At 58.3% G+C, this 24,143-nt stretch carries 26 protein-coding genes and 1 pseudogene; 10 read left to right on the top strand and 17 right to left on the bottom strand.

The features are described from left to right. Nucleotides 1–89: 89 nt before the first annotated feature. Nucleotides 90–935: an AraC family transcriptional regulator gene (locus tag BSG19_RS24320; protein ID WP_092990597.1), complete on the top strand. Its 846-nt coding sequence runs from the start codon at nucleotides 90–92 to the stop codon at nucleotides 933–935. Between the two features lie 182 nt (nucleotides 936–1,117). Here the strand turns inward: BSG19_RS24320 and BSG19_RS24315 are convergent, their stop codons facing one another. Beyond that, nucleotides 1,118–2,059 (bottom strand): AraC family transcriptional regulator, encoded by a 942-nt coding sequence (locus BSG19_RS24315; protein WP_170866096.1) that lies wholly within the window; start codon nucleotides 2,057–2,059, stop codon nucleotides 1,118–1,120. A gap of 52 nt (nucleotides 2,060–2,111) precedes the next feature. Here BSG19_RS24315 and BSG19_RS24310 point away from each other — a divergent pair, with 52 nt between their 5' ends. Next, a complete protein-coding gene (locus BSG19_RS24310; RefSeq protein WP_092990595.1) occupies nucleotides 2,112–2,849 on the top strand; it encodes an SDR family oxidoreductase in 738 nt (245 codons plus the stop codon). Between the two features lie 608 nt (nucleotides 2,850–3,457). Here BSG19_RS24310 and BSG19_RS24305 read toward each other — a convergent pair. Next, complete coding sequence (locus tag BSG19_RS24305) at nucleotides 3,458–4,132, bottom strand: hypothetical protein (RefSeq protein ID WP_092990594.1); 675 nt, start codon at nucleotides 4,130–4,132, stop codon at nucleotides 3,458–3,460. 1,036 nt (nucleotides 4,133–5,168) lie between these two features. Next, nucleotides 5,169–6,316 (bottom strand): IS3 family transposase gene (locus BSG19_RS24300; RefSeq protein WP_092990593.1). Its coding sequence is split into 2 segments (ribosomal slippage): nucleotides 5,169–6,070 and nucleotides 6,070–6,316, totalling 1,149 coding nucleotides; the frame shifts between segments, so codons are not numbered across the junction. 206 nt (nucleotides 6,317–6,522) lie between these two features. Here BSG19_RS24300 and BSG19_RS24295 point away from each other — a divergent pair. The 3 genes from BSG19_RS24295 to BSG19_RS24280 all read left to right on the top strand — a co-directional run bounded on the left by BSG19_RS24295 (nucleotide 6,523) and on the right by BSG19_RS24280 (nucleotide 8,975). Continuing rightward, nucleotides 6,523–7,077 carry a TetR/AcrR family transcriptional regulator gene (locus tag BSG19_RS24295; RefSeq protein WP_092990592.1) on the top strand — a complete coding sequence of 185 codons (555 nt, stop codon included), beginning with the start codon at nucleotides 6,523–6,525 and terminating at the stop codon, nucleotides 7,075–7,077. 109 nt (nucleotides 7,078–7,186) lie between these two features. Next, nucleotides 7,187–7,489, top strand: a complete 303-nt coding sequence (locus tag BSG19_RS24290; RefSeq protein WP_092990591.1) for a DUF1330 domain-containing protein — start codon at nucleotides 7,187–7,189, stop codon at nucleotides 7,487–7,489. 481 nt (nucleotides 7,490–7,970) lie between these two features. Then, nucleotides 7,971–8,975 carry a substrate-binding domain-containing protein gene (locus BSG19_RS24280; RefSeq protein ID WP_092990589.1) on the top strand — a complete coding sequence of 335 codons (1,005 nt, stop codon included), beginning with the start codon at nucleotides 7,971–7,973 and terminating at the stop codon, nucleotides 8,973–8,975. A gap of 219 nt (nucleotides 8,976–9,194) precedes the next feature. Here BSG19_RS24280 and BSG19_RS24275 read toward each other — a convergent pair whose 3' ends face one another. From BSG19_RS24275 to BSG19_RS24265, 3 genes and pseudogenes are all read right to left on the bottom strand, one after another. Beyond that, nucleotides 9,195–10,058 carry a VOC family protein gene (locus BSG19_RS24275; protein WP_092990588.1) on the bottom strand — a complete coding sequence of 288 codons (864 nt, stop codon included), beginning with the start codon at nucleotides 10,056–10,058 and terminating at the stop codon, nucleotides 9,195–9,197. Continuing rightward, complete coding sequence (locus BSG19_RS24270) at nucleotides 10,051–10,356, bottom strand: DoxX family protein (protein WP_244529419.1); 306 nt, start codon at nucleotides 10,354–10,356, stop codon at nucleotides 10,051–10,053. The genes BSG19_RS24275 and BSG19_RS24270 overlap by 8 nt, the downstream gene beginning before the upstream one ends. Nucleotides 10,357–10,488: 132 nt before the next feature. Further along, nucleotides 10,489–11,102, bottom strand: a pseudogene (locus tag BSG19_RS24265) (NAD(P)H-dependent oxidoreductase). Between the two features lie 91 nt (nucleotides 11,103–11,193). Between BSG19_RS24265 and BSG19_RS24260 the strand changes: the two are divergent. Continuing rightward, on the top strand, nucleotides 11,194–11,565 hold the full coding sequence (locus BSG19_RS24260) for a winged helix-turn-helix transcriptional regulator (protein ID WP_092990585.1): 372 nt from the start codon (nucleotides 11,194–11,196) through the stop codon (nucleotides 11,563–11,565). A gap of 193 nt (nucleotides 11,566–11,758) precedes the next feature. On the opposite strand, the gene BSG19_RS24255 is transcribed toward BSG19_RS24260, so the two are convergent. Further along, nucleotides 11,759–12,145 (bottom strand): hypothetical protein, encoded by a 387-nt coding sequence (locus tag BSG19_RS24255; protein ID WP_092990584.1) that lies wholly within the window; start codon nucleotides 12,143–12,145, stop codon nucleotides 11,759–11,761. Nucleotides 12,146–12,716: 571 nt separating this feature from the next. On the opposite strand from BSG19_RS24255, the gene BSG19_RS24250 reads away from it, so the two are divergent. Together BSG19_RS24250 and BSG19_RS24245 are read left to right on the top strand one after the other, a co-directional pair. Continuing rightward, entirely contained in the window at nucleotides 12,717–13,214 is a 498-nt protein-coding gene (locus BSG19_RS24250) for a hypothetical protein (RefSeq protein ID WP_092990583.1), read from the top strand. A gap of 69 nt (nucleotides 13,215–13,283) precedes the next feature. After that, nucleotides 13,284–13,640 (top strand): hypothetical protein, encoded by a 357-nt coding sequence (locus tag BSG19_RS24245; RefSeq protein ID WP_139274824.1) that lies wholly within the window; start codon nucleotides 13,284–13,286, stop codon nucleotides 13,638–13,640. A gap of 186 nt (nucleotides 13,641–13,826) precedes the next feature. On the opposite strand, the gene BSG19_RS24240 is transcribed toward BSG19_RS24245, so the two are convergent. Together BSG19_RS24240 and BSG19_RS24235 are read right to left on the bottom strand one after the other, a co-directional pair. Then, nucleotides 13,827–14,492, bottom strand: coding sequence for a class I SAM-dependent methyltransferase (locus tag BSG19_RS24240; protein ID WP_244529417.1), 666 nt, complete (start codon nucleotides 14,490–14,492; stop codon nucleotides 13,827–13,829). Continuing rightward, on the bottom strand, nucleotides 14,485–15,408 hold the full coding sequence (locus BSG19_RS24235; protein WP_092990581.1) for an NAD(P)/FAD-dependent oxidoreductase: 924 nt from the start codon (nucleotides 15,406–15,408) through the stop codon (nucleotides 14,485–14,487). The genes BSG19_RS24240 and BSG19_RS24235 overlap by 8 nt, the downstream gene beginning before the upstream one ends. Before the next feature lie 126 nt (nucleotides 15,409–15,534). Here BSG19_RS24235 and BSG19_RS24230 point away from each other — a divergent pair, with 126 nt between their 5' ends. Beyond that, nucleotides 15,535–15,984 (top strand): Rrf2 family transcriptional regulator, encoded by a 450-nt coding sequence (locus BSG19_RS24230; protein ID WP_092990580.1) that lies wholly within the window; start codon nucleotides 15,535–15,537, stop codon nucleotides 15,982–15,984. Nucleotides 15,985–16,699: 715 nt separating this feature from the next. On the opposite strand, the gene BSG19_RS24225 is transcribed toward BSG19_RS24230, so the two are convergent. From BSG19_RS24225 to BSG19_RS24200, 6 genes are all read right to left on the bottom strand, one after another. Then, nucleotides 16,700–17,461 carry an NADPH-dependent F420 reductase gene (locus BSG19_RS24225; protein WP_092990617.1) on the bottom strand — a complete coding sequence of 254 codons (762 nt, stop codon included), beginning with the start codon at nucleotides 17,459–17,461 and terminating at the stop codon, nucleotides 16,700–16,702. A gap of 78 nt (nucleotides 17,462–17,539) precedes the next feature. Continuing rightward, nucleotides 17,540–18,706 (bottom strand): NADH:flavin oxidoreductase, encoded by a 1,167-nt coding sequence (locus tag BSG19_RS24220; RefSeq protein WP_244529416.1) that lies wholly within the window; start codon nucleotides 18,704–18,706, stop codon nucleotides 17,540–17,542. Between the two features lie 29 nt (nucleotides 18,707–18,735). Next, the gene (locus BSG19_RS24215) at nucleotides 18,736–19,734 is read right to left on the bottom strand and encodes a quinone oxidoreductase family protein (RefSeq protein WP_092990578.1); all 999 of its coding nucleotides are present in this window, start codon (nucleotides 19,732–19,734) and stop codon (nucleotides 18,736–18,738) included. Nucleotides 19,735–19,832: 98 nt separating this feature from the next. Further along, on the bottom strand, nucleotides 19,833–20,684 hold the full coding sequence (locus BSG19_RS24210) for an NAD(P)-binding domain-containing protein (protein ID WP_348272154.1): 852 nt from the start codon (nucleotides 20,682–20,684) through the stop codon (nucleotides 19,833–19,835). After that, the gene (locus BSG19_RS24205) at nucleotides 20,599–21,348 is read right to left on the bottom strand and encodes an NADPH-dependent F420 reductase (protein WP_280142432.1); all 750 of its coding nucleotides are present in this window, start codon (nucleotides 21,346–21,348) and stop codon (nucleotides 20,599–20,601) included. Before BSG19_RS24205 ends, BSG19_RS24210 begins: the two co-directional genes overlap by 86 nt. 122 nt (nucleotides 21,349–21,470) lie before the next feature. Further along, the gene (locus tag BSG19_RS24200) at nucleotides 21,471–21,923 is read right to left on the bottom strand and encodes a MarR family winged helix-turn-helix transcriptional regulator (RefSeq protein WP_092990575.1); all 453 of its coding nucleotides are present in this window, start codon (nucleotides 21,921–21,923) and stop codon (nucleotides 21,471–21,473) included. Nucleotides 21,924–22,031: 108 nt separating this feature from the next. Here BSG19_RS24200 and BSG19_RS24195 point away from each other — a divergent pair, with 108 nt between their 5' ends. Further along, on the top strand, nucleotides 22,032–22,541 hold the full coding sequence (locus BSG19_RS24195; protein WP_210185417.1) for a nitroreductase: 510 nt from the start codon (nucleotides 22,032–22,034) through the stop codon (nucleotides 22,539–22,541). A 57-nt stretch (nucleotides 22,542–22,598) separates the two neighbouring features. Here BSG19_RS24195 and BSG19_RS24190 read toward each other — a convergent pair whose 3' ends face one another. Next, nucleotides 22,599–23,264 carry an MFS transporter gene (locus BSG19_RS24190; protein WP_139274823.1) on the bottom strand — a complete coding sequence of 222 codons (666 nt, stop codon included), beginning with the start codon at nucleotides 23,262–23,264 and terminating at the stop codon, nucleotides 22,599–22,601. Beyond that, nucleotides 23,261–23,695: a MarR family winged helix-turn-helix transcriptional regulator gene (locus BSG19_RS24185; RefSeq protein WP_092990573.1), complete on the bottom strand. Its 435-nt coding sequence runs from the start codon at nucleotides 23,693–23,695 to the stop codon at nucleotides 23,261–23,263. The genes BSG19_RS24190 and BSG19_RS24185 overlap by 4 nt, the downstream gene beginning before the upstream one ends. Between the last annotated feature and the right edge of the window lie 448 nt (nucleotides 23,696–24,143).

Genomic DNA, 24,143 nt, shown 5'->3' with positions numbered 1-24,143 from the left:
GCCACCGCAGTTTAGCTCTGGAGAGTCTGAGGGAGTATGTCTGTGCGTATCGAAGACATTGCACACTGTCTTGATGTGGAGAAACCGGAATGGCTGATGTTCTGACCAACTGGGTGGTTGCGTTACGGCCGAATTTAATCGGCGTTGCGACACTACGGCAGTCCTTTGGTGAGCCGATAGAATTCCGGTGCGGAGGACGGATCTTTATTTTCATCGTCGTCGAGGGACGTTACGAGGTAAAGAACGATCCAACTGTGACCCATCTGGACACGGGAGAAATCTACTTCGTCCACTGGGAAAACGGCGAAGAGCCTCCGGGTCCCGTCGCAACCGTGCTTGCGACCACAAATACAGCAGTGGTAATTTGTGCGAGTTTCGCAGGAAGCCCGGTGTTCCTCAAGCACCTCTCTGCCGCGCCTCCTGTCTCGAAAATCGCGCGCCACGACATTTGCAACGACACGAACTTTTCAGCCATACTTGAGTTGATCGGCAATGCGTTCCGCTTTGAGAACTCTGGTCGTGATGAGATCAGCAGCCACTTGTTTGAAGCCCTTTACGTGCTGATTGTCCGTCATTGTTCGGTCGTCTCTATCGATGGTCGTCCTCTACACACTCGACGGGACGATCCCTACGTCAACAAGGCGATAGTCAAGATGCAGCAGGCACCGGGACATGCCTGGACTGTCGACCAGCTGGCGTCGCTGGCTGGCTTGTCGCGCGCCGCGTTCTCGCGGCGTTTCAAGGCTGATACTGGAGATACCCCACTAAGATATTTGACGCGATGCCGAATGCATGTCGCTGCTGATATGCTTCGACGCGCAGCAACCGTGCGAACGGTGGCCGAAAACGTCGGATATCTATCCGAATTTGCGTTCAGCCGAGCCTTCAGCAGCTATCATGGCGTTTCGCCGCGTGACTTCAAAGAGCAATCCTGACGTCTGGCGGCGACCGATACAATTCACTGCCAGTTCCAGAAGCATCGAGTCGCACATCGCAGCGCTTCCTCTCAAAGGCAATGCGTAGATTTGGAACGCGCCCAAACGGGATTTGACAAGTTGTAAGTCTGCAACGACCACTGCCTCTCGTAAGATCTGCCCACCACTCTGATCAAAAAGCATCAAGCCGGATCTGAGCGTGGCGTTCTACCAAGGGCTCGCCTGAAGGCATGAGAAAAGGCGCTTTGCGAGCTATAGCCTACTGCTGTTGCAACCGCTGCAACGGTGTGACCGTCCTTGAGCTTCTGTTGTCCAAGAACCATCCGCCAATGGATCAGGTAGTCGAGGGGCGGGCGACCGACACGCTCAGTGAAACGCTGCGTGAATGCCGAACGCGACATGCCAACCTCCGATGCCAGCCTTGGCACCGTCCAGCGATAGGCAATATCCGCGTGCATCAGTCTGAGCGCCTTGCCGATCTTTGGATCCGCAAGGGCGGTGATCCATCCGACACTGGTCGTTGGGCTAGCGGCGACGAAGACGCGGACGGCTGCTATAACGAGGATTTCTGCCAGCCGCTCAGTAACAAGTGAACCACCGAGCGCCGCTTGGGCTACCTCCGTCCTCAGAGATTCCAGCGTGGCGGCGACAGATCCGGCAGTAGCTGATGCCCGATCGACACGCATAAATGTCGGGAGTGCATCCAGAACGAAGTCGGCGCTGCCAACCGCAAAGCCGCTCCCCCCGCCAATCAATGCAGTCTCGTCTCCTGTGGCCAGACGAACCGCGTCGTGTCCGGGCGATGCGTAGAGGGGCGTGCCATCGATTGGTTTGAGAGCCGGATCACTGGCCACCACGTAGCGTGTATCGGTGAGGAGAACGATATCTCCTTCGACGAGCGCTTCTGGCGCATGATCCGGAAGCAGAAGCCAGCAGCGGCCCCGTGTCACGGCAACGAACTTAAACCGCCTTCGCCCGTCAAAAGCGACCGCCCATTCTCCCGAAGCATCAAGACTGGTCCCACGAACACTACGCGTCCCGAGCGTAGCGAGAACGTCAGCGAAGGGATCACTTCGATCTTTGGCGGATTGCGATAAAGCCATGGTTTTCTGAACATAGATCATCCGTCCATCACTGCATAGATTTGGCTTTCCCATACAAGATAAAGGCCTTGCCGTGACCATAAATCAAAAGATTATCGCCATCACTGGCGCCGGCCGTGGCATTGGCCGGGCCACCGCCATTTACCTCGCTGCGCTGGGCGCACGCCTTGTCCTTGGCGCAAGAAGTGAAGCGGAAATTGCGGCTACGGCGCGGGAAATTGCAGCTGGAGGCGGCCAGGCGGTCTATCAGGTCATCGACGTGACCAGACGCGCGGATCTCGACAATCTGGTGACGCTAGCCTGCACACGCTTCGGAGGGCTTGACGTCATCATCAACAATGCCAGCGTCGGTCCGCTTTCGCCCTTTGATGCTCTTCGAGTCGATGACTGGGATGAGATGATCGACGTGAACCTGAAGGGCGCGCTATATGGCATCGCCGCCGCCATGCCCGTCTTTGCGCGTCAAGGCAACGGGCATGTCATCAATATCGTATCAACCGCAGGGCTCAAGATTGTTCCTGCGATGGGTGTTTACGCTGCGACCAAGAATGCTTTGCGTACAGCCAGTGAAGCTTTGCGGCAAGAATCTGGGCGGAACCTGCGCGTCACGGAGATATCGCCGGGTTTTATTGACACCAGCTTTGCCGATGCCTCTATAGCCGATCCGGAGATCCGCGCAGCGATCCTCAAGCGCAAGAAAGAGCTAGCCATTTCGCCGGACGCAGTCGCACGGGCGATAGGCTTTGCGATCGACCAACCCGGTGATGTTGAAATAGGCAGCATTGTGGTGCGACCGACCGCGCAGGATTGACGCCTTAGGCGCGCAAACCCAGCCGCGGGCTAGACCACAAGTTCTGAGTGCAGAGCTTCTACGCGCCATCGGCAGAATAGTGCATCAAAGGCCAACCTATAGCGATAGACCGGTCGCCGCCTATCCTATCAGGAAAGGCGAGCGACCGATGTGCTCGTCCTCATGGCAACGGGTTCATCGTTGCCAGCACCCACGTGGTGCTTCTGGAGAAGCATACAGCCGTTCTAGGGGGCACACCTTCGACGTTGAGGTTGTAGTCGTACGCTCCCTCCTCCATTGGTGCTCGGACGGTTTAGAGTTCACCGTCCCGCCCTCTGCGACATTACGATGGCCTCAACGATGGCGCCATGGAATTTGGCTACTTGTTAGCCGTTCATCAGCCGTCGCGGAGGTCGCCTCCCCCTTCCCCCCAGGTCTCGCAAGCCGATTGCCTCCGCGACCCCATTTCCCCCCTTAAAGAGAAAACCTCGTAACAAATAACGAGGGTTCCCGGGAGAGTGGTCTCAATCCGCAAAGACTGCGTTAACGCTATCACAGGAAAGCGCGCGCAACTTGGGGAATACGACGGGGTTGCGCGGCCGAGCCTTGACCCGGCCGCAGGCAATGGATCAGTCAAGGCCCAGGCGCTTGCGAAGCGTCGCATTCTCGTCGCGCAGCTTTTCCGCCAGAAGCTTGCGAAGCCGCTGGTTTTCATGCTCGAGCTGGAGAAGATCTTCCATCTCGTCAAGCGGAGCGGCAATATCTGGAGCCGTGTCCACTGATGCTGAGCTTGGCTGTGCCGGGCCGGATCCCATTGCCCGTCCTGGACCGCGCGTGTTCCTACCCTGAGCGGCGGCTTTCGGCCTGCCGCGTTTGGCGGCCGGCTTAGTGGAACTGGATACAGCCGCCTCGTCGCCTGTTGTTCCCGCTGACGCCTTCCTGCGCCCCCCGCGCCGCTTCTTTGGTTCTTCTGTTTCAATCGGCAAGGCGTCTGCCGTCTGTGCATCAAGATCAGGTTCGATCATGTTCTCGTCGGCCATAGGTCCCTCCTGTGCCACAGATGCTGTTGTTATCACGCTTAAGACCGATGTTAATGAAGCTGCAGAAAGCTCGCCCGCTGGCGGCGCATGATCTGGATCTGCAGGTGCTGCTATCTCTTGATCGGTGAGCGGAAGCGTTTCATCCTCGACCTGGCGTGTCACCGACTTCAGGTCGAGATTGCCCCATATGGAGTTCGCAGGAGAGGCGACCTTGCGGCGAGAGTTTTTGTATTCAACTGCGAAATGAGCTGTTGGCTTCTTCAATGGTTGTGACCTTCACAAGCAGTGGAATTGACATGATCGCCAGGCAGCTTGCCCCCGCTTGACCCGGCCGCGTCGCTTTTTCCGAGGGACATAGACGTCGTACGACCAGGAACGCAAGACCTACATCCTCCAGTCTAGCATCACGTCGCTACGACCGTCTTCACGGATTGATGCATGCCGGGAGCTTAGGTCTCTGCATGTTGGTACGCCAGATCTTGCGCCAGCGCTACTGCCCTGCTCCATTGGTCCATGCACTCGACGCCAGAGCGAGCGGGATCAAGACCAAAGTGCGATCCGTCGACGGCGCTCGCGAGCCACAGCGAAGTCCAAACCACATGCCGCAGCGCCGATCCCTAATACCATAGATCGCGGCGTGTCGGTCTTTGCATCTGAAAAGCGCAAAACTTCTCGTCGTTCTCTCGCAGTTACGGGCACAGGTGGTATTTCGCTGGCAGTGGAAGCCGATCAGTGTCGCTTTTACCGAACCGGCTGCCGACATCTTCAACGATGGCCCGACAGCAGTACAAAAGCAAAAAGCCTGCCGCGGGAGGAGGTGCGGCAGGCTTTCCAAAGGTTCCGTAGAGCGGCTGGGAGGAGGAGCGCCGTAGTCCGGACAGACACCCCTTGGGAGGAGACGGCGTCAGAGCCCGAAGCATTGCGGGGAGAAGGTGCATTGCTTCGACAACCGAAATATACCAGCTGAAGCCGCTCATGAAATGGACATTGTTGCAGCGCAGTCATTCGTTAGATGCACACCTTTCAGAAGGCGAGGCAGAGGGCGCTATTAACACGAGCCTTTGAGCAATGCCTGGTCGCCGCTAGCAAACATTGGTCGTCAAAGGACTTACGTGACCATGGCTGTCCGGTGCTACACAATCGCTTACGCCATTTTGACCGGGAACATGTCCTCGCCGTAGTCTGGCTTCAGCACGATTACGAACGGCCGGCAGCTCACAGAGAAGCTAGGGCAAGCTGATCATGTCCAATGAAACCTGCTCTCCCTGTCTGGCCTGCTGCCGGTTTTTCGGACACGAGGTTAAGCTAATCCCACCTTGGTTTCAAAATCATTTGGGCTGAGATAACCCAGTGTCGAGTGGCGGCGCTTCGGATTGTAGAAGCGCTCGATGTAATCGAACACATCTGCTCTGGCGTCGTTCCTGCTCCTGTAGACCTTGCGAGCTGTTCTCTCCGTTTTCAGTGACGAGAAGAAGCTCTCCATCGCAGCGTTGTCCCAGACATTTCCAGAGCGGCTCATAGAGCAGGTAATGCCATGATCGCCCATGAGGCGCTGGAACTGCTCGCTCGTATATTGGCTTCCTTGATCGGAATGATGCAGGAGCGCATCTGGTTTTCCTCGACGCCAGATCGCCATGATCAGCGCATCTGTGACGAGCTGGGCCGTCATGTTGGCATTCATCGACCAGCCGACGACCCGGCGTGAGAACAGGTCAATAACAGCGGCGACATACAGCCAGCCTTCTGCGGTCCAGATATAGGTGAAGTCGGCCACCCATTTCTGGTTCGGCCGCTCTGCCATGAACTGACGGTCCAGCACGTTCGGCATGATGACGGCACGGTCACCGGCATCCTTTGGCAAGCCCCGCCGTCTTGGCCTGGCCCTGAGCGCATTCAAACGCATCAGCCGCTCAATACGATGGAGGCCACAGGATAACCCTTCTTCCAGCACGTCGTGCCATACGCGGCGAGCACCATAAGTTCGATCGCTGGATTTGAAGCTCTGCGTGATCTTGTCCAGCAGAACCTCATCATAGCGGGCGTGTTCGCTCGGAGAACGATTGAGCCATGCATGGAAACCTGAACGAGAAACCCCCAGCGCTTCGCAGAGCCATGCCACCGGCCAGATCGAACGGTGCTTTGCAATGAACGCGAACTTCATATCGCGTCCCTGGCAAAGTAGGCTGCGGCCTTTTTTAAGATATCGCGCTCCGCCTTCAGCTTGGCAACTTCACGACGGAGCCGCTCGATCTCAACCTGCTCCGGCTTCATCTGGCCTTTTCCAGGAAAAGACTGGCTGGGATCGTCGCCGTATTCCCGAACCCATTTGCGCAACACATTCTCGTGGACATCAAGGTCACGGGCCGCCTGGGCAACAGTGACCCCACGTTCCCTGACCAGTTTCACCGCTTCTAGCTTATACTCGCGGCTGAACATTCGTCTTTGCATTCATGCTCTCCAGTTTCAGGAGGAACACCTTAACTCGATGTCCATGAAACCGGCAGCAGGCCAGTCCAGCAGGATCGACGACAGTTCTTTTAACCGTCCTTAAGCTTATAGCGCCTTCGATATCGGTAAAGGGCGGCCGTGAGCAGGCGCGTGCTGCCTAAAGTGAGTTTGCACGTGTTATAGGGGCATGTGTAACGGAGAAGCTCATGGCCCAAGATACCAAGCAGCGGATGATCGAGGCAGCGGCATTATCGCTGCGCATGCGCGGGCTGGCCGCTACCTCGTTTACGGACATCTTGGCCGCCAGCGGTGCAGCGCGTGGGGCAATCTACCACCACTTCCCGGGAGGGAAGGACGATCTTGTCGAGCAGGCGGTATATTGGAGTGCTCGAGAGGTACGGGATGCAATCGAGAACATCGAAGCCACTAACCCAAGTGCTGTGGTCGACGAGTTTATGCGGCTCATCAGGCCAGTTGTGCTTCAGGCATCTGAAGGCCTCGGATGCGCGGCAGCCGTCGTTACCGCTGAGGCATCGTCCCCCCAGTCGCCGTTGGCGGCAGCGGCAAGAGCCGCTTTTGCTTCATGGATCGACGCTCTTGAAGTACGGCTCCGCAAAGCAGGCGTGACCTCTGGAGCGGAGCGTTCCACCGCGCAGCTCCTCATTACGTTTCTCGAAGGTAGCCTTGTGCTGGCTCGCGCCAACACCTCGGTTGACGCATTTGACGCGGTTGCGCCGATATTACGCCGAGCTTTTGATTAGTTCCTTGACTAGTACGGCTATCCTAGCCTAACATGCTCTCTAGGATGATCGTACTAGGTGCTTGTTGATGAGCGGCCGGGTCATGTCCCGACAAGCACTGGAGGTGCGAATGGCCGCTTATGTCGTCTTCTGTCTCACCAAGGTTCATGATGAGGAGCGCCTGGCAGAGTATCGTCGACAGGCGGTTCCCCTGCTTGAAGCCACACCCGGGTTGAAGTTCTTCGCTGGTCCGGCTCCTATTGCGATAGAGGGGCCGCCGCTAGCGGTAGCTGTGGTTGTCGAGCTTCCCGACCTCGATACCGCTAAGCGCTGGTACCACTCTGAGGAGTACCAGAAGGTGGCCGCGATCAGGCATGAGGCCTCAACCGGCTTCGCGTTCATCGTCCAATCCTGGGGCAGCCCTACAACCTGATGTGCCTCTTAGCATGCTCATTTGTGTCAAGCCAATGTCGGGACCGGCGGCACGGACGCGCGCCAAAAACAAGCATTGGATAGAAGCAGAATGCGGCGTGTTTTCACCTCGATCATAATTGCCGCTACACCTGAGCGGGTGTGGCAGACACTCACGGACTTTGGAGCTTATCCGCATTGGAACCCGTTCATGCCGGCAGTATCCGGCGAACCCAAAGTGGGTACGGAGCTGCGTGTTCGCATTGCCCCTCCAGGCGGGAAGACAATCACGTTCAAGCCTATCGTCTTGGTCGCAGATGCAGATCGAGAGCTCCGCTGGAGAGGCCGGTTGATCCTTCCTGGCATTTTCGATGGCGAGCATTATTGGCAGTTGTCACCGACCAAGGGGGGAACATTGCTGAAGCACGCGGAAGACTTCAGCGGGGTCTTGGCAACCCGGCTTATCGCTTGGTGTCGCGGCGGCCCTATCAGTGGAGATATGGATGGCACGCAGGCTCAGTATTGCTTTCTGGGAATACGACCGCACCCGTCTGCTGCGCGACGGGAGCGTTCCGATTGATGGCGTGGACGCGAGCTTCCACACCGCACGCATCGTTCCGGAAATCTTCAAGGCGATGATCCAGCATCGCGCATTCGACGTGTCCGAGATGGGGATGACCTACTATCTGAGAACCTTTGACACGGAGGGGCGTCCACCTTTCATTGCATTGCCGGTCTTCCTCAACCGCGCGTTCCGGCACAGCGCGATCTACGTGAACAAAGCCGCAGGCATATACGAGCCGCAAGATCTAATCGGCAAACGGATCGGCGAGCTTGCGCTTTACGGCCACGATGCTGGTGTCATGGTGAAGGGCATCTTATCGGACGAATATGGCGTACGTCCTGATCAGAGCCGCTGGATCATCGGCGGCATCGACTTTCCCATGGATCCAGTCGATTTTGTACCACGGACAGTGCCGGATGCCGTAGACGTGGAATGGGCCCCCAGGGCCGTTGATCTCGGCCGTATGCTGGTAGCAGGCGAGATCGACGCGTTGATCTCCGCGGACATCCCACATGCAGTTCTCAGTGGCTCACCCAAGGTGGGACGGCTGTTCGAAGACTATGAAGCCGTCGAACGCGATTATTATCGTCGCACCGGCATTTTTCCGATCATGCATGCGGTTGTCGTGCCGCGCGACCTGGCAGAGCGAGAGCCCGACCTGATCCGTGCCGTCTACCAGGGTTTTGTTGCAGCCAAAGACGCTATGGAGAAGCGTTACGCCGACGCGATGACGTTCAACAACATGGATGAGATGCACCCATGGCTGACCAAGCTCATTGGGAACAACCGCGCGCTGCTTGGCGACGACTGGTGGCCCTATGGGATCGAGCGCAACCGCGCAGCAGTGGAAGCGATCCTGCGTTACCACCACGAACAGGGTCTCACATCGACGCGGCTAACGATCGATGATACATTTGTCGGTGGGTTGATGACCAATTCATAGAGATTTCAGCGCCGGTCATTGTGGGACAAACATATCCTCTACCTCCCCTTCCACCGCGGTCTCGCTGGCCTTACCAGCCGCAGTCGAAAATGGTGGACTCGAAACCTTCACGGTAGCGCTCACGCAATGCGCCTGACACCCAGCAGGGTCTGGTGCAGGGGTCATAACATCGACTTCACCAACACCTCGCCTAGAGTTTGGGCGACATATAAGGTGTGTCTATGCTTGAACAAGCCTCAACTCGATACCCGAGGGGTCATGCAAAACATGTGCGGCACCAACGGGAGTTGCGGACGGATTTCCATTGATTGCAGCAACAAGCCCCTCCACGGTCTCGTAGCGCAGTTCGAAGTACCGCATCCTCGCCATGCCCGGCGGATGAGGCGGGGCGCCGATGCCCTGCCAGGTATTAATGGCGATGCGGTGCTTGAAGACACCGCCCGCTCCAAAGTCGGCGATCTGCATCGGCGGCCACCATCTTGCAAGCTCGAAACCGAGCCCGGTGTAGAATTCGCGCGACTGTTCAAGATCGGCGACATAGAGGTGGATGTGGCCGACCCTTGTAGCAGGATGGGCCGCCTCCCCTTCCGAACCGGTCTCGTATGACTGGAATATCTCGTTGAGATCGAGAGGGTAGGAGCCGGGGCGCTCGACGCCGTCTGTGCCGATAAAGGCCAGCTGGCTCCCTACGGGCCTGACACCGAGGAACCGCTCGGGCGTTTCCAGCGTCACCTCTATGGTGATCCCGTCCGGGTCGTCGAGATAGACGGCCTTGGAGAACGTGTGATCGGTCGGTGAGCACGGGTAGCGAAGGTTCGAGAACCGCTTCAGCAATCGCGCGAAGTCCCGCTGGTCAGGAACATGTATCGCCACATGGTAGAGGCCGCTGTGGCCACGTCCAACTGGCAGGGTCGCGCCGCCATGCAGGACAATCAACGTCTCATTCTCGGTGCCCAGCTCGATGCTGTCACCAGAGATGCGGCGGGCGAAGCCGAAGAGGCTTTCCCAGAAGCGCGCCGTCGTCTCGACATTCCTGACCTCCAGGTGAACCGCGCCGAAGGTGATCACATCACGATCAGCCATGTTGCCTCCTCCGGGAACTAACGCGGGCAAGGGCACCTCGTTGGAGATAGATCAGTAGGGAGATGAGCGCGGCGATAACTACGGTATGTACCCAGTCTATGTGGAGGATGCCGACCTGCGCGACCAGCGCACCCAGATCGACGACCAGCATGAGAATGGCACCGAAGACGGAGACGCTGGGGATCAGGACTGCGATGCCACCGATTAGCTCGAGGATCGCGGTGAAGTGCCGGAACCACTGGCCGAGGCCAACGGCATCGAATTCCGCGACCATCGCCTCTCGCCCGCTCAGCTTCATGAACGCGAAGAGAACGAAGGCAAGGCCCAGGACAATGCGGAGAGCCCATATCGTGTAGATAACGGGACGGCTCGGACGGCCGGCAAGCGATGTTGTTTCCATAGGGTGTTCTTTCGTGAGAGGGAGCGGTGCTTAGGCAACCAGTTGCACGATCGCGTTGTGCGCCACGGACACCGACTCGCCCGCACCTCTGGTCCTGCATTCAAGCCTTCCGCCACCACGAACTCGGGCGCGATGCCGATGAAGCCGAACAGGGTGCGAAGCAGCGTCTCGGCATGCTCCGAGGAGGCGGCTGGAGACCCGGACGCGTAGACACCGCCGCGGGACAGGACAACGACCACGCGCTTGCCCTTCGCTAAGCCTTCGACGCCGCCGGCAGCCGGACGGAACGTGGTACCTGGAACGATGATGCGGTCGATCCACGATTTGAGCTGTGTAGAGATCGTGAAGTTGTACATCGGTGCGCCGATAACGACGACGTCGGCATCCAGGAACTCCTGAAGCACGCGGTCGCTGTCTTTTCGGAATGCCTGGGCGCTCCCCTCGAGGGGCCCGGCCATCTTCGACGCGGGATGCGCGGCCGGAAGTGTCGCCAGGGCCAGATGTGGTACATCCTCCGCCGCTAGATCACGATAGGTGACGTCGGCGTCCTGGCCTGCCATCAGCCGGTCGACGATGAGAGCCGAAAGCTCCCGGGAGACGGAGCGCGGCCCGAGGATGCTGGCGTCGATGTGCAAGAGTTTCATCTGGTAACCCTAGTTCTCGTTGGTAACTGAGTGTGATACTAGATCGGCTGACAACCCGCGCAAGAATGCACATTTTTGATACCGAGGTTACATGGCTGTGCCTTACTCCCCCGCTAACCTGTCGCCCGCGTGTCTGAAGGTCTCGCAGGTCCTAGCCCGCGTGGGTGACAAGTGGAGCGTCATGACGGTCATGACGCTCAAGCGGCGCTCCTATCGTTTCAACGAGCTGAGGCGCGAGATCGAGGGCATCTCCCAGAGAATGCTCACACTGACGCTGCGCAATCTCGAGCGAGATGGCCTAGTGAAGCGCACCGTTACGCCGTCGATACCGCCTCGGGTTGATTACGAACTGACTGAGCTTGGGATTTCGCTTTCCGGCGCGGTGCTGGGCCTTGGAACTTGGGCAGCACAAAACGCCGCTAAAATTGATGAAGCCCAAGCCCGATGGGATGCTGGCATCTAAAGGGCTAGATGATCATAGTTCAAAGCCGAAAATCGGTTTAGTTGCAATTTTGATGAAGCCTTCGCCTTGAACCTATTGGAACCAAGGCCCGGTTGAGAGTTATTCGTCATCAGCCGAGTTGTATGGTCTAGCTGGCTTCGCGTCGCCAGCGAAAGGCGGTTTTAGTCTAATGTCCTCTCGAAGCTTCGGTGGCTCATTCATGAGTGCGATCGACTAGAGCCATGGTGACAAGCCCCGCTGTTACTCCGGCTGCGAACAGGCTCAGTCCAAGAACAATACCCTTGACTGACAGTCGTCTCGACTTGGAGACACCTGTGTGGGCTTGATTGACGGCTGAGGCCTCAAGCATGTTGTCTTCCTGTATCTGCTCTGGGGACGGTCGGGGCTCCCGGACAGCCGGTTGCCCGACTTTAGAGTCCGGGACGTTGGCGACCGTCACCTGCCGAATATTTTCTTCATCGTATTTCACGGTGAATCCTACGGCGCTGTCTGACTGTAACTTCGTGAGGACTTTACGAGCTGCTTCGACTTCATCCGCGCCTTCCATGAGCGACGTCTGGGTGACGAGGTAATATGGCATGCGGGACTGCTTTCTGTTCGCGCGATTGCAGTGTGATCGACCAGAACGACTTGCGCCGTCAAGAGCACCGAGCCTTGCACCCCTGCTCCTCCTAAAATGACAAGGCACGAAATGAGCGGGCTGCCGCCGACTGAACTGCGGCGCGTTGCGCGCGATGATCAGCAACGGAAACACGCGCAAGCCGGGATTTTGAACTTGGCAAGCCAACCGCAAGCCCAGTACAAGCACGGCGTCCACGACCTTGTTCGCCAACGGCAAGCTAGTTCACAGAGACATGCGCCTGCGCCTTCTTCCGCAGAGGTAGCGATCGGATTAGCACATCGTGAGCTCGATGAAAGGTCGTAGGGCCGCGACGGGCCCATCTTGCGCCGATGCGGATCCGGAGATGGCAAGCAGCATCGCGGATGCGAGCAGCAGGCGAGGCAAACGTTCTATGTCGATGGAACACCGTGGGGCTACGGCAACCGGAATCATCCATGGGTGTGTTATAGACTGTGGTTGTCCAAGCTCATCAATCCGGTATCTAACAGCTGAGGCCGCCTTCTTCACCCACGCCTCTAGCGGAGATCTCATGCAAATTCGTCTCGCCGTCGCTTTCATCATCGTCCTTACAAGCTCGGCGGCCGTCGCGCAGGAGAAACCAACCGTAACGCCGATGCCTGTCGTCGTCTCCGATCCCGCCCCGGCCGCACCCGCTTATACAACCAAACTGGCGCTGCCGACCGCCGACGGCTCGCGGACGCACGAGTACGTCCTGTCCGACTTTGCAATATCCGTAGCACCTGGCATGTCGTACAGCGGTGGAAGCCCGCGGGGAGAGGTATCCGCAACCTTTGCCCTGGCAGGTGGCATTGACGACGTTTTGCTTCAGTGGGCTAGCCAGGCTTCAGCAGACACGCAGCAGCCGCGAAAACTGACAGTTACATCGGACAAGCCAGATGCACCAAAGGTCTACATACTCGATGGTGCACGCGTCATCGGCCTTAATCTTGCAGGTGGATCATACAACACAATGAGTTTGCAGGTCGGCCTTTCGGGCCTGACGATCGACGGTGTGAAAATGAACTGAAACGACATGCCACCTAGCCGTCGTTTCCTGGTCTCAGCACTGATCGGCTCCGCAGTGTTGGTGGTGCCATTGACGTTCTTCACCATCGCCATCGCCGGGATGTACGTCTCGGATGGCCTGGAACACGGCAAGAGCATATGGCCAGCAGTCCACATCATCTTCCTCCCGTCGATAGTCGTCGTGCCGATTGTCACGGGGTCGATGGCCATCTTCGGTCTTCCAGTTCACTGGCTGCTGGTCCGGACCCACAGAGCAAGCGACCTGGCATACAGTCTCACTGGCGGACTGATCGGTTTTGCGCTCCCGATGCTAATGGTCCTGATCAACGGATCCGCGGATAGCTCTTACCTGGCAATGCTCGGTTTCGTAAGTGGAGCGGCCACAGGGCATGCATGGTGGAGAGGCAAGCCAACCGGGATCGAGTAATATGTCCCGTGCAAGTGGAAGAGCACGTTGGCGGCGGGAACGCATAAACGCTGGGCTCCTGGTCCAACATGGCGGCGCAAAGAGGACATCATTACCGAAAAGGGGCCGAAAGCGGACAGTCGGATATCTTGCGATGTGGTCCAAGGTTGGGCCAAAGCGAACAGAATGCTTGACCAAGCAAATCTCTCACGCATAGGCCACCCATCCCCGAAAACTGATCGCATGATAGAATTGCGTGGTGTCCGTGAAGCCAGCATCTTGCAAGTATCCGAGCTCGTCTTCCGGAGACCTGATGAAAGCGTTTTCTCTCATGCCAGTCTTGGCTGCATTACGTCTGTCTGCATCCATCTGTACAGGTGCGCCGAATTCGATGTGCCGATGGATCCAGGATGAATAAGCGGGCTCGGTGAGTGGGAAGCTGACATGAGCCAGCACGAGCGGCGATTTGCGTCTCAGACGCTGGCGAATGCCACGAAGCGTAACCTTCCTATCCTCCGGTGAGATATGGTGGAATACAAGCAGACAAACCGCACCGTCGAACGGCCCGTGCGGCGCCACCGAGATGTCCCCAGTGTGCAAGGTGATACGCTCCGCAAGGCTTCCGATCGTTTCGCGTGCCAATGCGAGCATGTCTGGCGACGGATCGACGCCGTCGAAGCTCCAGCCTGCCTGCTGCTCCGCCAATGCTTTCAGCTCAAGACCACCGCCCGCGCCGACCACCAGCACACGTCCATCTGCAGGCACGCGTTCGGCCAAAAGCAGTCCCGTCATGCGGTGAAGCCCATCGAGCCCCGGAACGTTGCGTCGAACCCCTGCGATGTAGCCCATCTGACGTCCATCGAACTTATTCATGATGGATGGTCTCGAACATCAACGATCTGTGCGCACCCACGCCGGCCAGATTTCCATCACCGACAGCGAGCGCAACGGACGCCATGGGGCGTGCAGCGTCCCCGCAGGCGAAGACGCCAGGGATGCTGGTTCCCTTCATCGCATCGGTTTTGATGGTGAAGCCCAGGGGCCCTTCTTCCATGTCGACGCCGAGCTGCTGTGCGATCGGGCTCGAAACCTCGAAGGGAGCAAGCGTGAACAAGCCAGAAAAAGTCAGCGTCCGACCGTCGGCAAGCTGCACGTCAGCGTGATTGCTGAGCGCCTTCACGGGGAAATGCTCGATGACGACGCCACGCGCTGCAAGAGCGTGAAGCTGGTCTCTGTCCGGCTCGAATGCCCCGTTGAGAAGAAGGGTTGTCGGCCCCCAGTCGGGAAGCATCAGCGCATGGTGCAGAGAGAGCGCAGAACCAGCAATAACGCCGATCTTACCTTGGTTGAGTTCATAGCCATGGCAGTAGGGACAGTGGAACACGCTTCTGCCCCAACGCTCCTGCAACCCATCAATATCGGGAAGGATGTCGCGGACGCCCAGCGCCAGGATCAGCCGGCGAGAATGGTACCGGACACCTCTAACCCCGATGGCAAATGAAGTCTCTCCGGAACCAACCTCTATGTTTCGCCGTGCGGCATCTGCACGACCCGAAACCCATTCCACCGTCTTGTATTCCATCACCTGAGAACGGGCTTCTGCTGCGATTTCAGCCGGATCGACATGGTCTTGTGTAATGAAGCCATGCGAATGGGATGCAAAGCGATTGCGCCTTAGGCCCTCGTCGACAATCAGAACCTTCTGACGAGCTCGACCGAGTTGGAGGGCGGCCGACAGGCCGGCGTAGCTCCCTCCGATGATGATGACGTCGTAGTTCGTGTTGCTCATAAACATTCTCCTGATCTCGCAACACCATAAGTGTCGTGAAATCGCTGGTCAAGTCTCATGACACTCCGATTGTATCGTGAGCCCTGACTGTGCTAGCGTTGGGGAAAGCGACAGGGGGAATGACGGATGAGGCAGGACGGGAGGCTATCGCGCATGCTGCATGTGTTGATCCACATGGGACGACATGACGGGGCGATGACATCCGAGATGATCGCGCAGATGCTCGACGCCAACCCTGTCGTGATCCGGCGCACCATGGCGGGGCTGCGCGAACAAGGTTATGTCAGCTCCGTGAAAGGCCATGGTGGCGGCTGGACGCTGTCTCGTCCTCTTGAGAAACTGACGCTTCTCGATATCTACCGGGCAGTTGGAGAGCCATCCATCTTCGCGGTTGGACCCGCACATGACATGCCAGGATGTCTGATTGAGCAGGCTGTCAACGGGACACTGACAGACGTCTTCAACGAGGCTGAGGAGCTGTTGCGCAAGAGATTTGCGGGCGTGACGCTTGCCGATATCGCCAGAGGTTTTCCCAGCGTTCGCGAACAAGATCACGGTCAACGATGTACGTCTTAAATTTGCGCTCGAAGCCATATCGCGCAGCTAAGATCAAATCAGATACCGTGACAGCTTCCGTTCCAGATCAAAAACATGTTCAACGACCGAAATGACAGCGCAGAGCAGCCACAGCGATACGCGCCTTCGCCTTGAATGGATATGATCCACCGACCGTATCGCGTGCGGAAATTATTTCCGCCAAACAGCCGGTCCTATCCGGCGCCTTGAAAGGAATCGAACCGCTGATTCTCAGGTTATTGGCTAAGCCTATGATCCATAAGCCGCCGCGTACTCGTGCGCCGAAGCATATTTATGGAACTTCTCGCTGTGGAAACCGCAGTATCCCAAGTTCGTCCAGCATGGCATAGTATGATTCCGCCTCGGTGGTCGAATGTTCCAATGGGCTCCAGAAAGCGGCATTGTTCCGGGTCGAAGGATAACTCGCGTGCAACAGCGTTATGCAGCTTCTCACAGCAGCTTGTGGCCCTTGGAACGGCTACGAACCCGCGGATCTGGTACGCGCGCATTGACAACGGGCGGCTTGTTCTGGTTGTGGAAGACTGGTGCCAGCCTTTCACTGGCTTCCATCTCTACTATCCAAACCGTCGCCATTTCAAGCCGGCAATCAAGCTGTTGGTTGACTGCCGGCGCTACCGAGCCTGAACCCCAAGAGTCGACAAGCCGATGGATGGCGACGACCTCCGGCTCGAGATCGAGATTTTCTTGAACGTTGTTACACCGTCCGTCGTTGACCCCGACTGCTGCGCGAGCGGTTCATTGCCACAATGTCATCATGACTCGGGTTCGCCCCTAGTGCGGCAATCGCTTCGGGTAACTGGTCGCGAAGCCTTAGCGCTTCGCCCTTTACCGCAGCGGCGAGCGCCTTGCGCATGGTCGGTGCGTCGTAGTCGCAGCAGTAGGACGGCGTCTGAGGCTGCTGCCGCCATGACTCCGCCAGCGTGCCAGCGTCAACCGGATCGAATCCCACCTCGTTGACGATGCCCCTGACGAGCCGCACGGCATCGGCGTCATCTCCCGCAACTGCGACGGCGAGTCGACCAACCACGCCTTCCGGCTGGCCCAGCTCGGCCAGGGAATGGGCGAGGATATTGTTGAACGCCTTGATGACGGGACGGCCAAGCTGCCTGGAGACCCAGATGCTCTCAACTTCACCGGCATCCAGCTCCGCGATCTGCGGGTCACGCATCCCCGGATAGTAGTTGCTGGTGTCTACGACCGGGACATGGACAGGCACGCCTTCGAACAGGTTCTTGGGCAGTTTCTCGATGGCCGGCAGCGGTATGGAGAGGATGACCAGGTCTGCCCCAAAAACGGCTCCGTGAGCATCGGCTGCGGTAGCGCCTACCTCTTCTGCGAAGGGTCGCACGTCGTCCGCGCCCTTAGAGTTTGCAACTCGGACCTCATGCCCGGTAGATACCAGCTTGCTTGCGAGGGTGCCGCCGATGTTGCCAACGCCGATGATGCCGATTTTCATGGTGATACTCCTGTTGTTCTGTTCGTCAGGTTGATCGATATGCGGGTGCACGATCACCCCTGCCTGACGTCGTGGCACCTACACGAGTTCTTTCAGCGCAGCGGGCTGGAAGGGCACGATGTCAGCATTCGCTCCGTTTGCGACCTTCCTGGGCCAATCGGGATCGGCTATGAGGGCTCGGCCGACCGCCACCAGATCGAAGTCGCCGCGATCCAGACGCCGTTCAAGTTCGGCGAGGTTGTCGGCCACATTGCTGGCGTTACCCATGAACGAGTCGAACATGTCGTTCGTCAGGGAGACCGAACCGACAGTCATGCTGGGCCTGCCGCTCAGCTTCCTCGCCCAGCCGGCAATGTTCATGTCCGTGCCGAATTCGCCTTCCCAGAACCGGCGTTGCGAGAAGTCGAAGATGTCCACGCCCGCGTCGACGAGCGGGAGAAGATAGGCCTCCAGCTCCTGGGGTGTCTGTGCCAGACGCGCCGAATAGTCGTGCAGCTTCCATTGGGACAAACGCATCATGATCGGGAAGTCCGGCGCGGTGCGACGTCGGACTTCCCGCACCAGATCACAGGCGAAACGGGTGCGACCGGCTATGTCGCCGCCGTACTCATCAGTACGCAAGTTGGTGGCCGACCAGAAGAACTGGTCGATGATGTAGCCATGTCCGCCGTGAAGCGCGATGCCGTCGAATCCCATTTGATGTGCGGACTGGGCAGCGATGGCAAAACTGTCGATGACATCCTCGATATCACGAAGCGTTGCAGGCTCGTCGACCTGTTTTAGCGGAACGCCGAGGGAGCCGAACATGCCGGAAGGGCCGACGCGGCGCGCTCCTCGACCTCCTGGGCCCTCTTCCGTCTGTCCGCGATGCATGAGTTGGGGCATGATCTTGCCCCCCGCAGCGTGCACTTCGTCGAGCACCCGTTTCCAGCCTGCCAGCGCGTCGTCGCCGTAGAAACGCGGTGCGTTTGGTTGATCCGACGCGCCGGGATGGGGAACCCATGAACCTTCGGTGATGATCAGGCTGACCCCGCCCTCGATCCGACGACGGTAGTATCGTGCGATGTCTTCACCGGGCACGCCCTCCGGAGATCGGTACCGGCTCATCGGTGCCATGACCACGCGGTTGGGAAGCTGCAGTGGTCCGAGCGTCACCGGTTCAAACAACGTCGACATTCCAGCCTTTTCTTCTAAAGTCATGCACATTCTCCAAGCCGTCTGCGGCTCCTGTGTTGTCTTGATCATGTCGTTCCGTCGGACGCTAACGACCTGCCTCAACCCGACGTAGCCGCCTTGCTTACTCGGGCAATCAGCTTGCCGTTGACCCCGCCGCCCAGCCGTTCAAGCGCCTCGGGCACGTCTGCGAAGGGAACGACTTGGTCAATCGGCATGGCAATCTTGCCTTCCGAGAACAGGCGGCCGAGAACGGCAATTGCCTCGTCACGTTCTTCGGGCGTGCGTATGCTGTGCAAGGCACCCGTCACCGAAATACCAAGCGTCTGAATCTTGAAAGGTGGGATCGTTGGGAAGTCGGACCCTCCTGCGAAGCCGATGAGGACATAGCGTCCCCCGATGGCGATCGCATCCAGCGCCTGCTCGACCAGAGGTTCGCCGACGGTATCGTAGACGATGTCAGCGCCCTTGCCTCCAGTCAGCGCACGGACCCGCTCGCTGAGCCGTTCCGTTTGCGTCTCGATGACATGGTCGGCACCCTGTTCTCGGCAAAAAGCGACCTTCCTGGCGTCGCGCACGGTGGCGATCACATTCAGGCCCAGAGCTTTGCCGAGCTGAATCGCGGTCGAACCCGTGCCGCCCGTGCCGCCGAGCACCAGCAGGGTCTCGCCTGCCCTCGCCCGAGCGCGGTTGAGCAAGCCGACATAGGCAACGTGGAACGTCCCGAGGAAGGCGGCCGCCTGCTCGTCGGGCATGTCCTCGTCCGCCAGGATCGCGCCTTGAGCGGGAGACAGACAAAACTCAGCAAGTCCACCCGAACCCGACATGAAGTTGGCACCGCCGATGACGCGCGCTCCAACCGGGAACGGATAACCGTCGCCTGCCACCTTGACGATGCCGACGATTTCCTGGCCGGGCGTCACTGGAGGCTGGGGCACGAGGAAATAGCGACCTTCCAGCATCATGCGGTCAGGAAGACCGATGTTCGTCGCCAGCACCCTCAGCAGCGCCTCACCGGGCCCTGGAACTGGGACATCCGTCTCCACCAGCTTCAGTACATCCTTCGGATTGCCGAACTTTTCGGCTCGCCAAGTTTTCATTTTAATCTCCATGTTCTGGGTTGTGTTCATCAGGTCCAGCTTCTGCAGGCTGGACCTGATGAACCGAGGCGTCGCGCCTGGAGGTCAGGACGCCTTCTTCACATGAACAGAGCGCGAGCGATCCTCACGACCGTCTCCGCGTCGGGAGACTTCCCTTCGCCCACGCGCTCTGCAAACACTTGAGCCGAGATATCGCGGCGCTTGGGAAGACGGTGACGTTCTGCAGCGGCAAGCTCCGGTGCCAGCTCGTCATAGGTCAGGTCGGTGATGTAGACGGGCGAACCAGGCTGCTGCCGCCACGAATCAGCAAGGCTGCCAGCGTCAAAGGCATCGAAGCCTGTGTCGTCCACCAGCGCCAAGGCAACTTCACGGTCGTGGTCCCGGTCAGCGGACACCGGAAGTGCGACGCGTCCGGGCTGTCCCTTCGTCATGCCCTTGGCCTCAAAGGCGACCATGCCGATCGAATTCCACGCCTTGGCGATCGGCCTGCCGAAGAAGTCACGAACCCATTCGCTTTCAGCGATTTCGCCATCGAGTTCAGGATTTACCGGATCGCGGCCGGGGAAATAGTTGGAGATGTCGATGACCACTGTCTCTTCAGGTAGAGCCGAGATCAGGTGCCTGATCTTCTCGAACGCTGGATGAGGCATGGTCATGATCACGACCTCCACATCCTTGACCGCGTCTTCCGTGGTGACAGCGTGTGCTCCGGTTTCAAGCACTTCAGCTTCGATGGTCTGCGGACCGCGCGAGTTCGCAACCCTCACGTCATGGCCTGCTGCGGCAAGCTTCCGGGTAAGAACCCGGCCCATGTTGCCCGTTCCGAGAATGCCAATTTTCATGATGTTGATCCTTTCAGTGGAATTACATTTGCAGGGCGCGGCTGATCCGGATGATCGTATCGGCGTCAGGATTGACCCCTGGGCCGAAGCGCTCGGAGAAGATGGCAACCGACACGTCGCGACGCTTGGGAAGACGTTCCTGCTCGGCGGCCGCCAATGCCGCGCCGATCCTGTCGTAGCTCAGGTTGGTGCAGTAGACCGGTGAGCCTGGCTGCTGACGCCAGGACTCCGCCAGGGTGCCAGCGTCGTAGCCGTCAAACCCGGTTTCATCCACCAAGGCCATCGCGACTTCCCGGTCCCGTTCGCGATCTCCGGCGATGGGAATGGCGGCCCGCTCGGGATGTCCCTTGGGTTGTCCTCGCTCTGCGAAAGGCACTGTTCCAATGGCGTTCCAGGCCTTAACAACAGGTCGACCGAAGAAGTCCTGAACCCACTTGCTCTCGACGTCGCCTGCTTCGATTGCCGGGTTCACGCCGTCACGCTGCGGAAAGTAGTTGGATGTGTCGATCACCACCGTCTCCTCCGGCAGTGTGGAAACCAGGTGCCTGATCTTCTCAAAGCCGGTATGCGGCATGGACAGGATCACGACATCCATATCGCCCACCGCATCCTTGGCCGCAACGGGCTTAGCACCCGTTTCCAGCACTTCCGTCTTGATTGTCTCAGGGCCGCGCGAGTTTGCGACCTTCACTTCGTGGCCTGCGGCGGCAAGCTTACGAGCAAGCGTGGCACCGATAGTTCCGGCTCCAAGGATTCCAATTTTCATGATGATGTTCCTTTCATCCGAGAATGCTCAGTGGCCAAGCATCTTTCATAGGGGCAATCAAACTTCCTAGCCTTCTATATTATCGTGCACGAGACAACCGGACGCGGAGCGGCCTGATGAGCGCTTTGTTAATCTTGCCGGGGATAACCGAGGCCCCGAAGGGTGTCACGCAACGCAATGATACCCTGCTCGTCTAGCTCGCAGGCTGCCTTGATCTTCTCGGTCACGCTCCAGACATCACGCCGTTTGCTCTCTCCCTCAGGCGTCAGGTCAACGAGTACCCGGCGTTCATCAGAAAGGTCGCGTTGCCGCGTTACCATGCCGGAGGCCTGGAGGCGTTTGAGCAGGGGCGTGATGGTCCCTGTGTCCATGCTGAGGGCATTTCCCAGTTCGCCAACCGACTGCGGGGTCCGGCTGAACAATTCCAGCATCACCAGATACTGTGGGAAAGTCAGACCCAGCGGCTCAAGGAAAGGCTTGTGCAGGCGAATAACACGCCCTGTCGCGCCATACAGGGCGAACGACAACTGCATGCCCACCTTATGCCAAGAGCTGGTTTCTGCCACTCGCCAATTCCCCATATTCAGTCGCGTGTTGTCTTGTGCACGATATACCTATGCACTAGGGATGGCAAGGTCTGCAGCGAGCGCTGGCCGCGCATAATTAAAGATCGTGTGGAGAAGCGAAGAATGCCCGCAACAAAGCCGTTTCACGACGTGGTCCACAAGCGCCATTCCGTCCGGAGCTTTCGCCCGGAACCTGTTCCTGATGAGATACTGCGTTCGGTACTGGAGGACGCGCAGCGCGCCCCCTCCAACTGCAACACGCAGCCGTGGCAGACGCATATCGTCTCGGGCGCTACGCGAGATACCTTGAGCAGGGCGATGCTTGCAGCCGACAATGCAGGCGTCCACTCCCCTGATTTCAGCTTCGCGATCAGCGACTTTAAAGGCGTTTATGAGCAGCGGGCCAAGGATCAGGGCGCGGCTTACTATCAGGCGATAGCCGTTCCGCGCGACGCTTATGACCAACGACGTGACGCCTCGCGCCGGAACCTCGAATTCTTCGGTGCGCCGCACGTGGCGCTGCTGTTCATGCCCGAGGTTGGCGACAACGTGAGGGTTGCCGGCGACATCGGCATGTACGCGCAGACCTTCCTCCTGTCTCTGACGGCGCACGGATTGGGAGGCATTCCCTAGACGATGCTCGGTTTCTACGCAGACACGATCCGGGAAGGCTGGGAGTCGATCCGTCATTCAAACTACTGTTTGGAATTTCGTTCGGTTAAGGGAAAAAATGCTGGCGAGGCAGCAAAGAGCCAGACCGAACCCCAATCGGTACAGAATCTGCCAGCCGCCGTCTTGCAAAAGCGATGGCGAGATGATGAAGGCGATTGGCGAGGCAAGCTGGATGGTGCCAAGCGCAATGCATAGTCCGTTACCCATCTTGCTCTTGGGAAAAGCCTGCAGCATGTACAGAATACCAAGGGATGTTACGGTTGCTGACGCAAAGCCGCTGACCGCTCTAGTCACAAGCGCCATCTCGTAGGTATCAATGACGAGGTAGAGGCCGATCATCGCTAGGTTCACCACTATGGCGGTTTCGGCAAAGCGGGTGACACCGAACTGCTGTCGGAACTTGAAGATAAGAAGGTTGGCGGAGATGTTGACCATCACGTAGGCGGAACTCAGCCAAGCGCCCTCTGTCGGCGTCAGACCAAGCTCTCCCTGAATTTGCGGCAGATTGGCCGTCAGCATCGCGTTGGCGAGCCCTCCCGTCAGTGAAAGCAGTAGACCTACCACGAAATAGGCGGCCCGACCTGCTGGTCCGTGACCAGGCGTCGAAGCCGAACCCGGTAATGACGGCCGCTCGTCGTCGGTCCAGTCCGGCGTCGGCTCGAGAAGCGGTGGGGTGTACTTCAAGTGAGGCCACCCGTGTTAGATGCAGCGTTCTTGGCGATCTTTGAGAGCACCGTTAAGGTGATCTCCAGATCGTGGTCGTCTATGCCCTCCAGAAGGACGGTCTGGCCCGCCTGAGCCAGTTGGTCGATTATCTCAAGGAGTGGTTTCGCCTGGTTCGTCAGCTCCAGGTGGTTGGCACGGCGATCCCATGGCACCGGCACTCGTTTGACCAATCCGGCAGCTTCCATGCCATCTATGAGGCGTACGGCTGACGGTCGCTCAATGTCCAGCTCGTCTGCGAGCTCGGCTTGAGTCCAAGTCCGGGGCTGAACGAGGAAGTGTAGAGCGCGAGCTCTAGCCATAGTGAGGCCTTCAGCCTTAAGCTTCGCATCGAAGTAGGTCTGCATCTTTCTCGCTGCAAGAGAAATGCCTCGCAGAACTACAATGCTCATTTAGATAGCCCGGTGATAATTAGCCATGCATCAACTATCTGGGATGGAGCTTACGGATGTCAAGTACCGTCGAGGTAGTGCTAAGATGAAGGCAAGAACTCGCAATTGCACGCCGATCCTCAAGCGACCGGCACCAGCCCAGAATGCCCAATGCGACATGAGTGGATTGAACGGATTAGAACTCTCGGCGCCATATTTGTCGTTGAAATTTCAAATTGATTCAACTCTCTGGCCTCCCAAGCCAAGATAATGTCCTACGGGTGAACCAACCACCGACAAAGCCGTAGATCTGATCTCACCACCTGTCCGGTGGTTGAGGAGTGTCGCGTAAAGGCAAATTTGTCGTTGGTGCAACAGGGAACAGGCCTTGAAATTCACGTAGTCATTCATTGCAGTCTCGGATGCACCACGTCAGCGTTCTCGCCTTTCTGTGCACTAGCCAGATATA

Source organism: Rhizobium sp. NFR03 (assembly GCF_900111275.1).
Classification (GTDB): domain Bacteria; phylum Pseudomonadota; class Alphaproteobacteria; order Rhizobiales; family Rhizobiaceae; genus Ferranicluibacter.
This window is presented reverse-complemented; position numbering and strand designations above follow the sequence as displayed.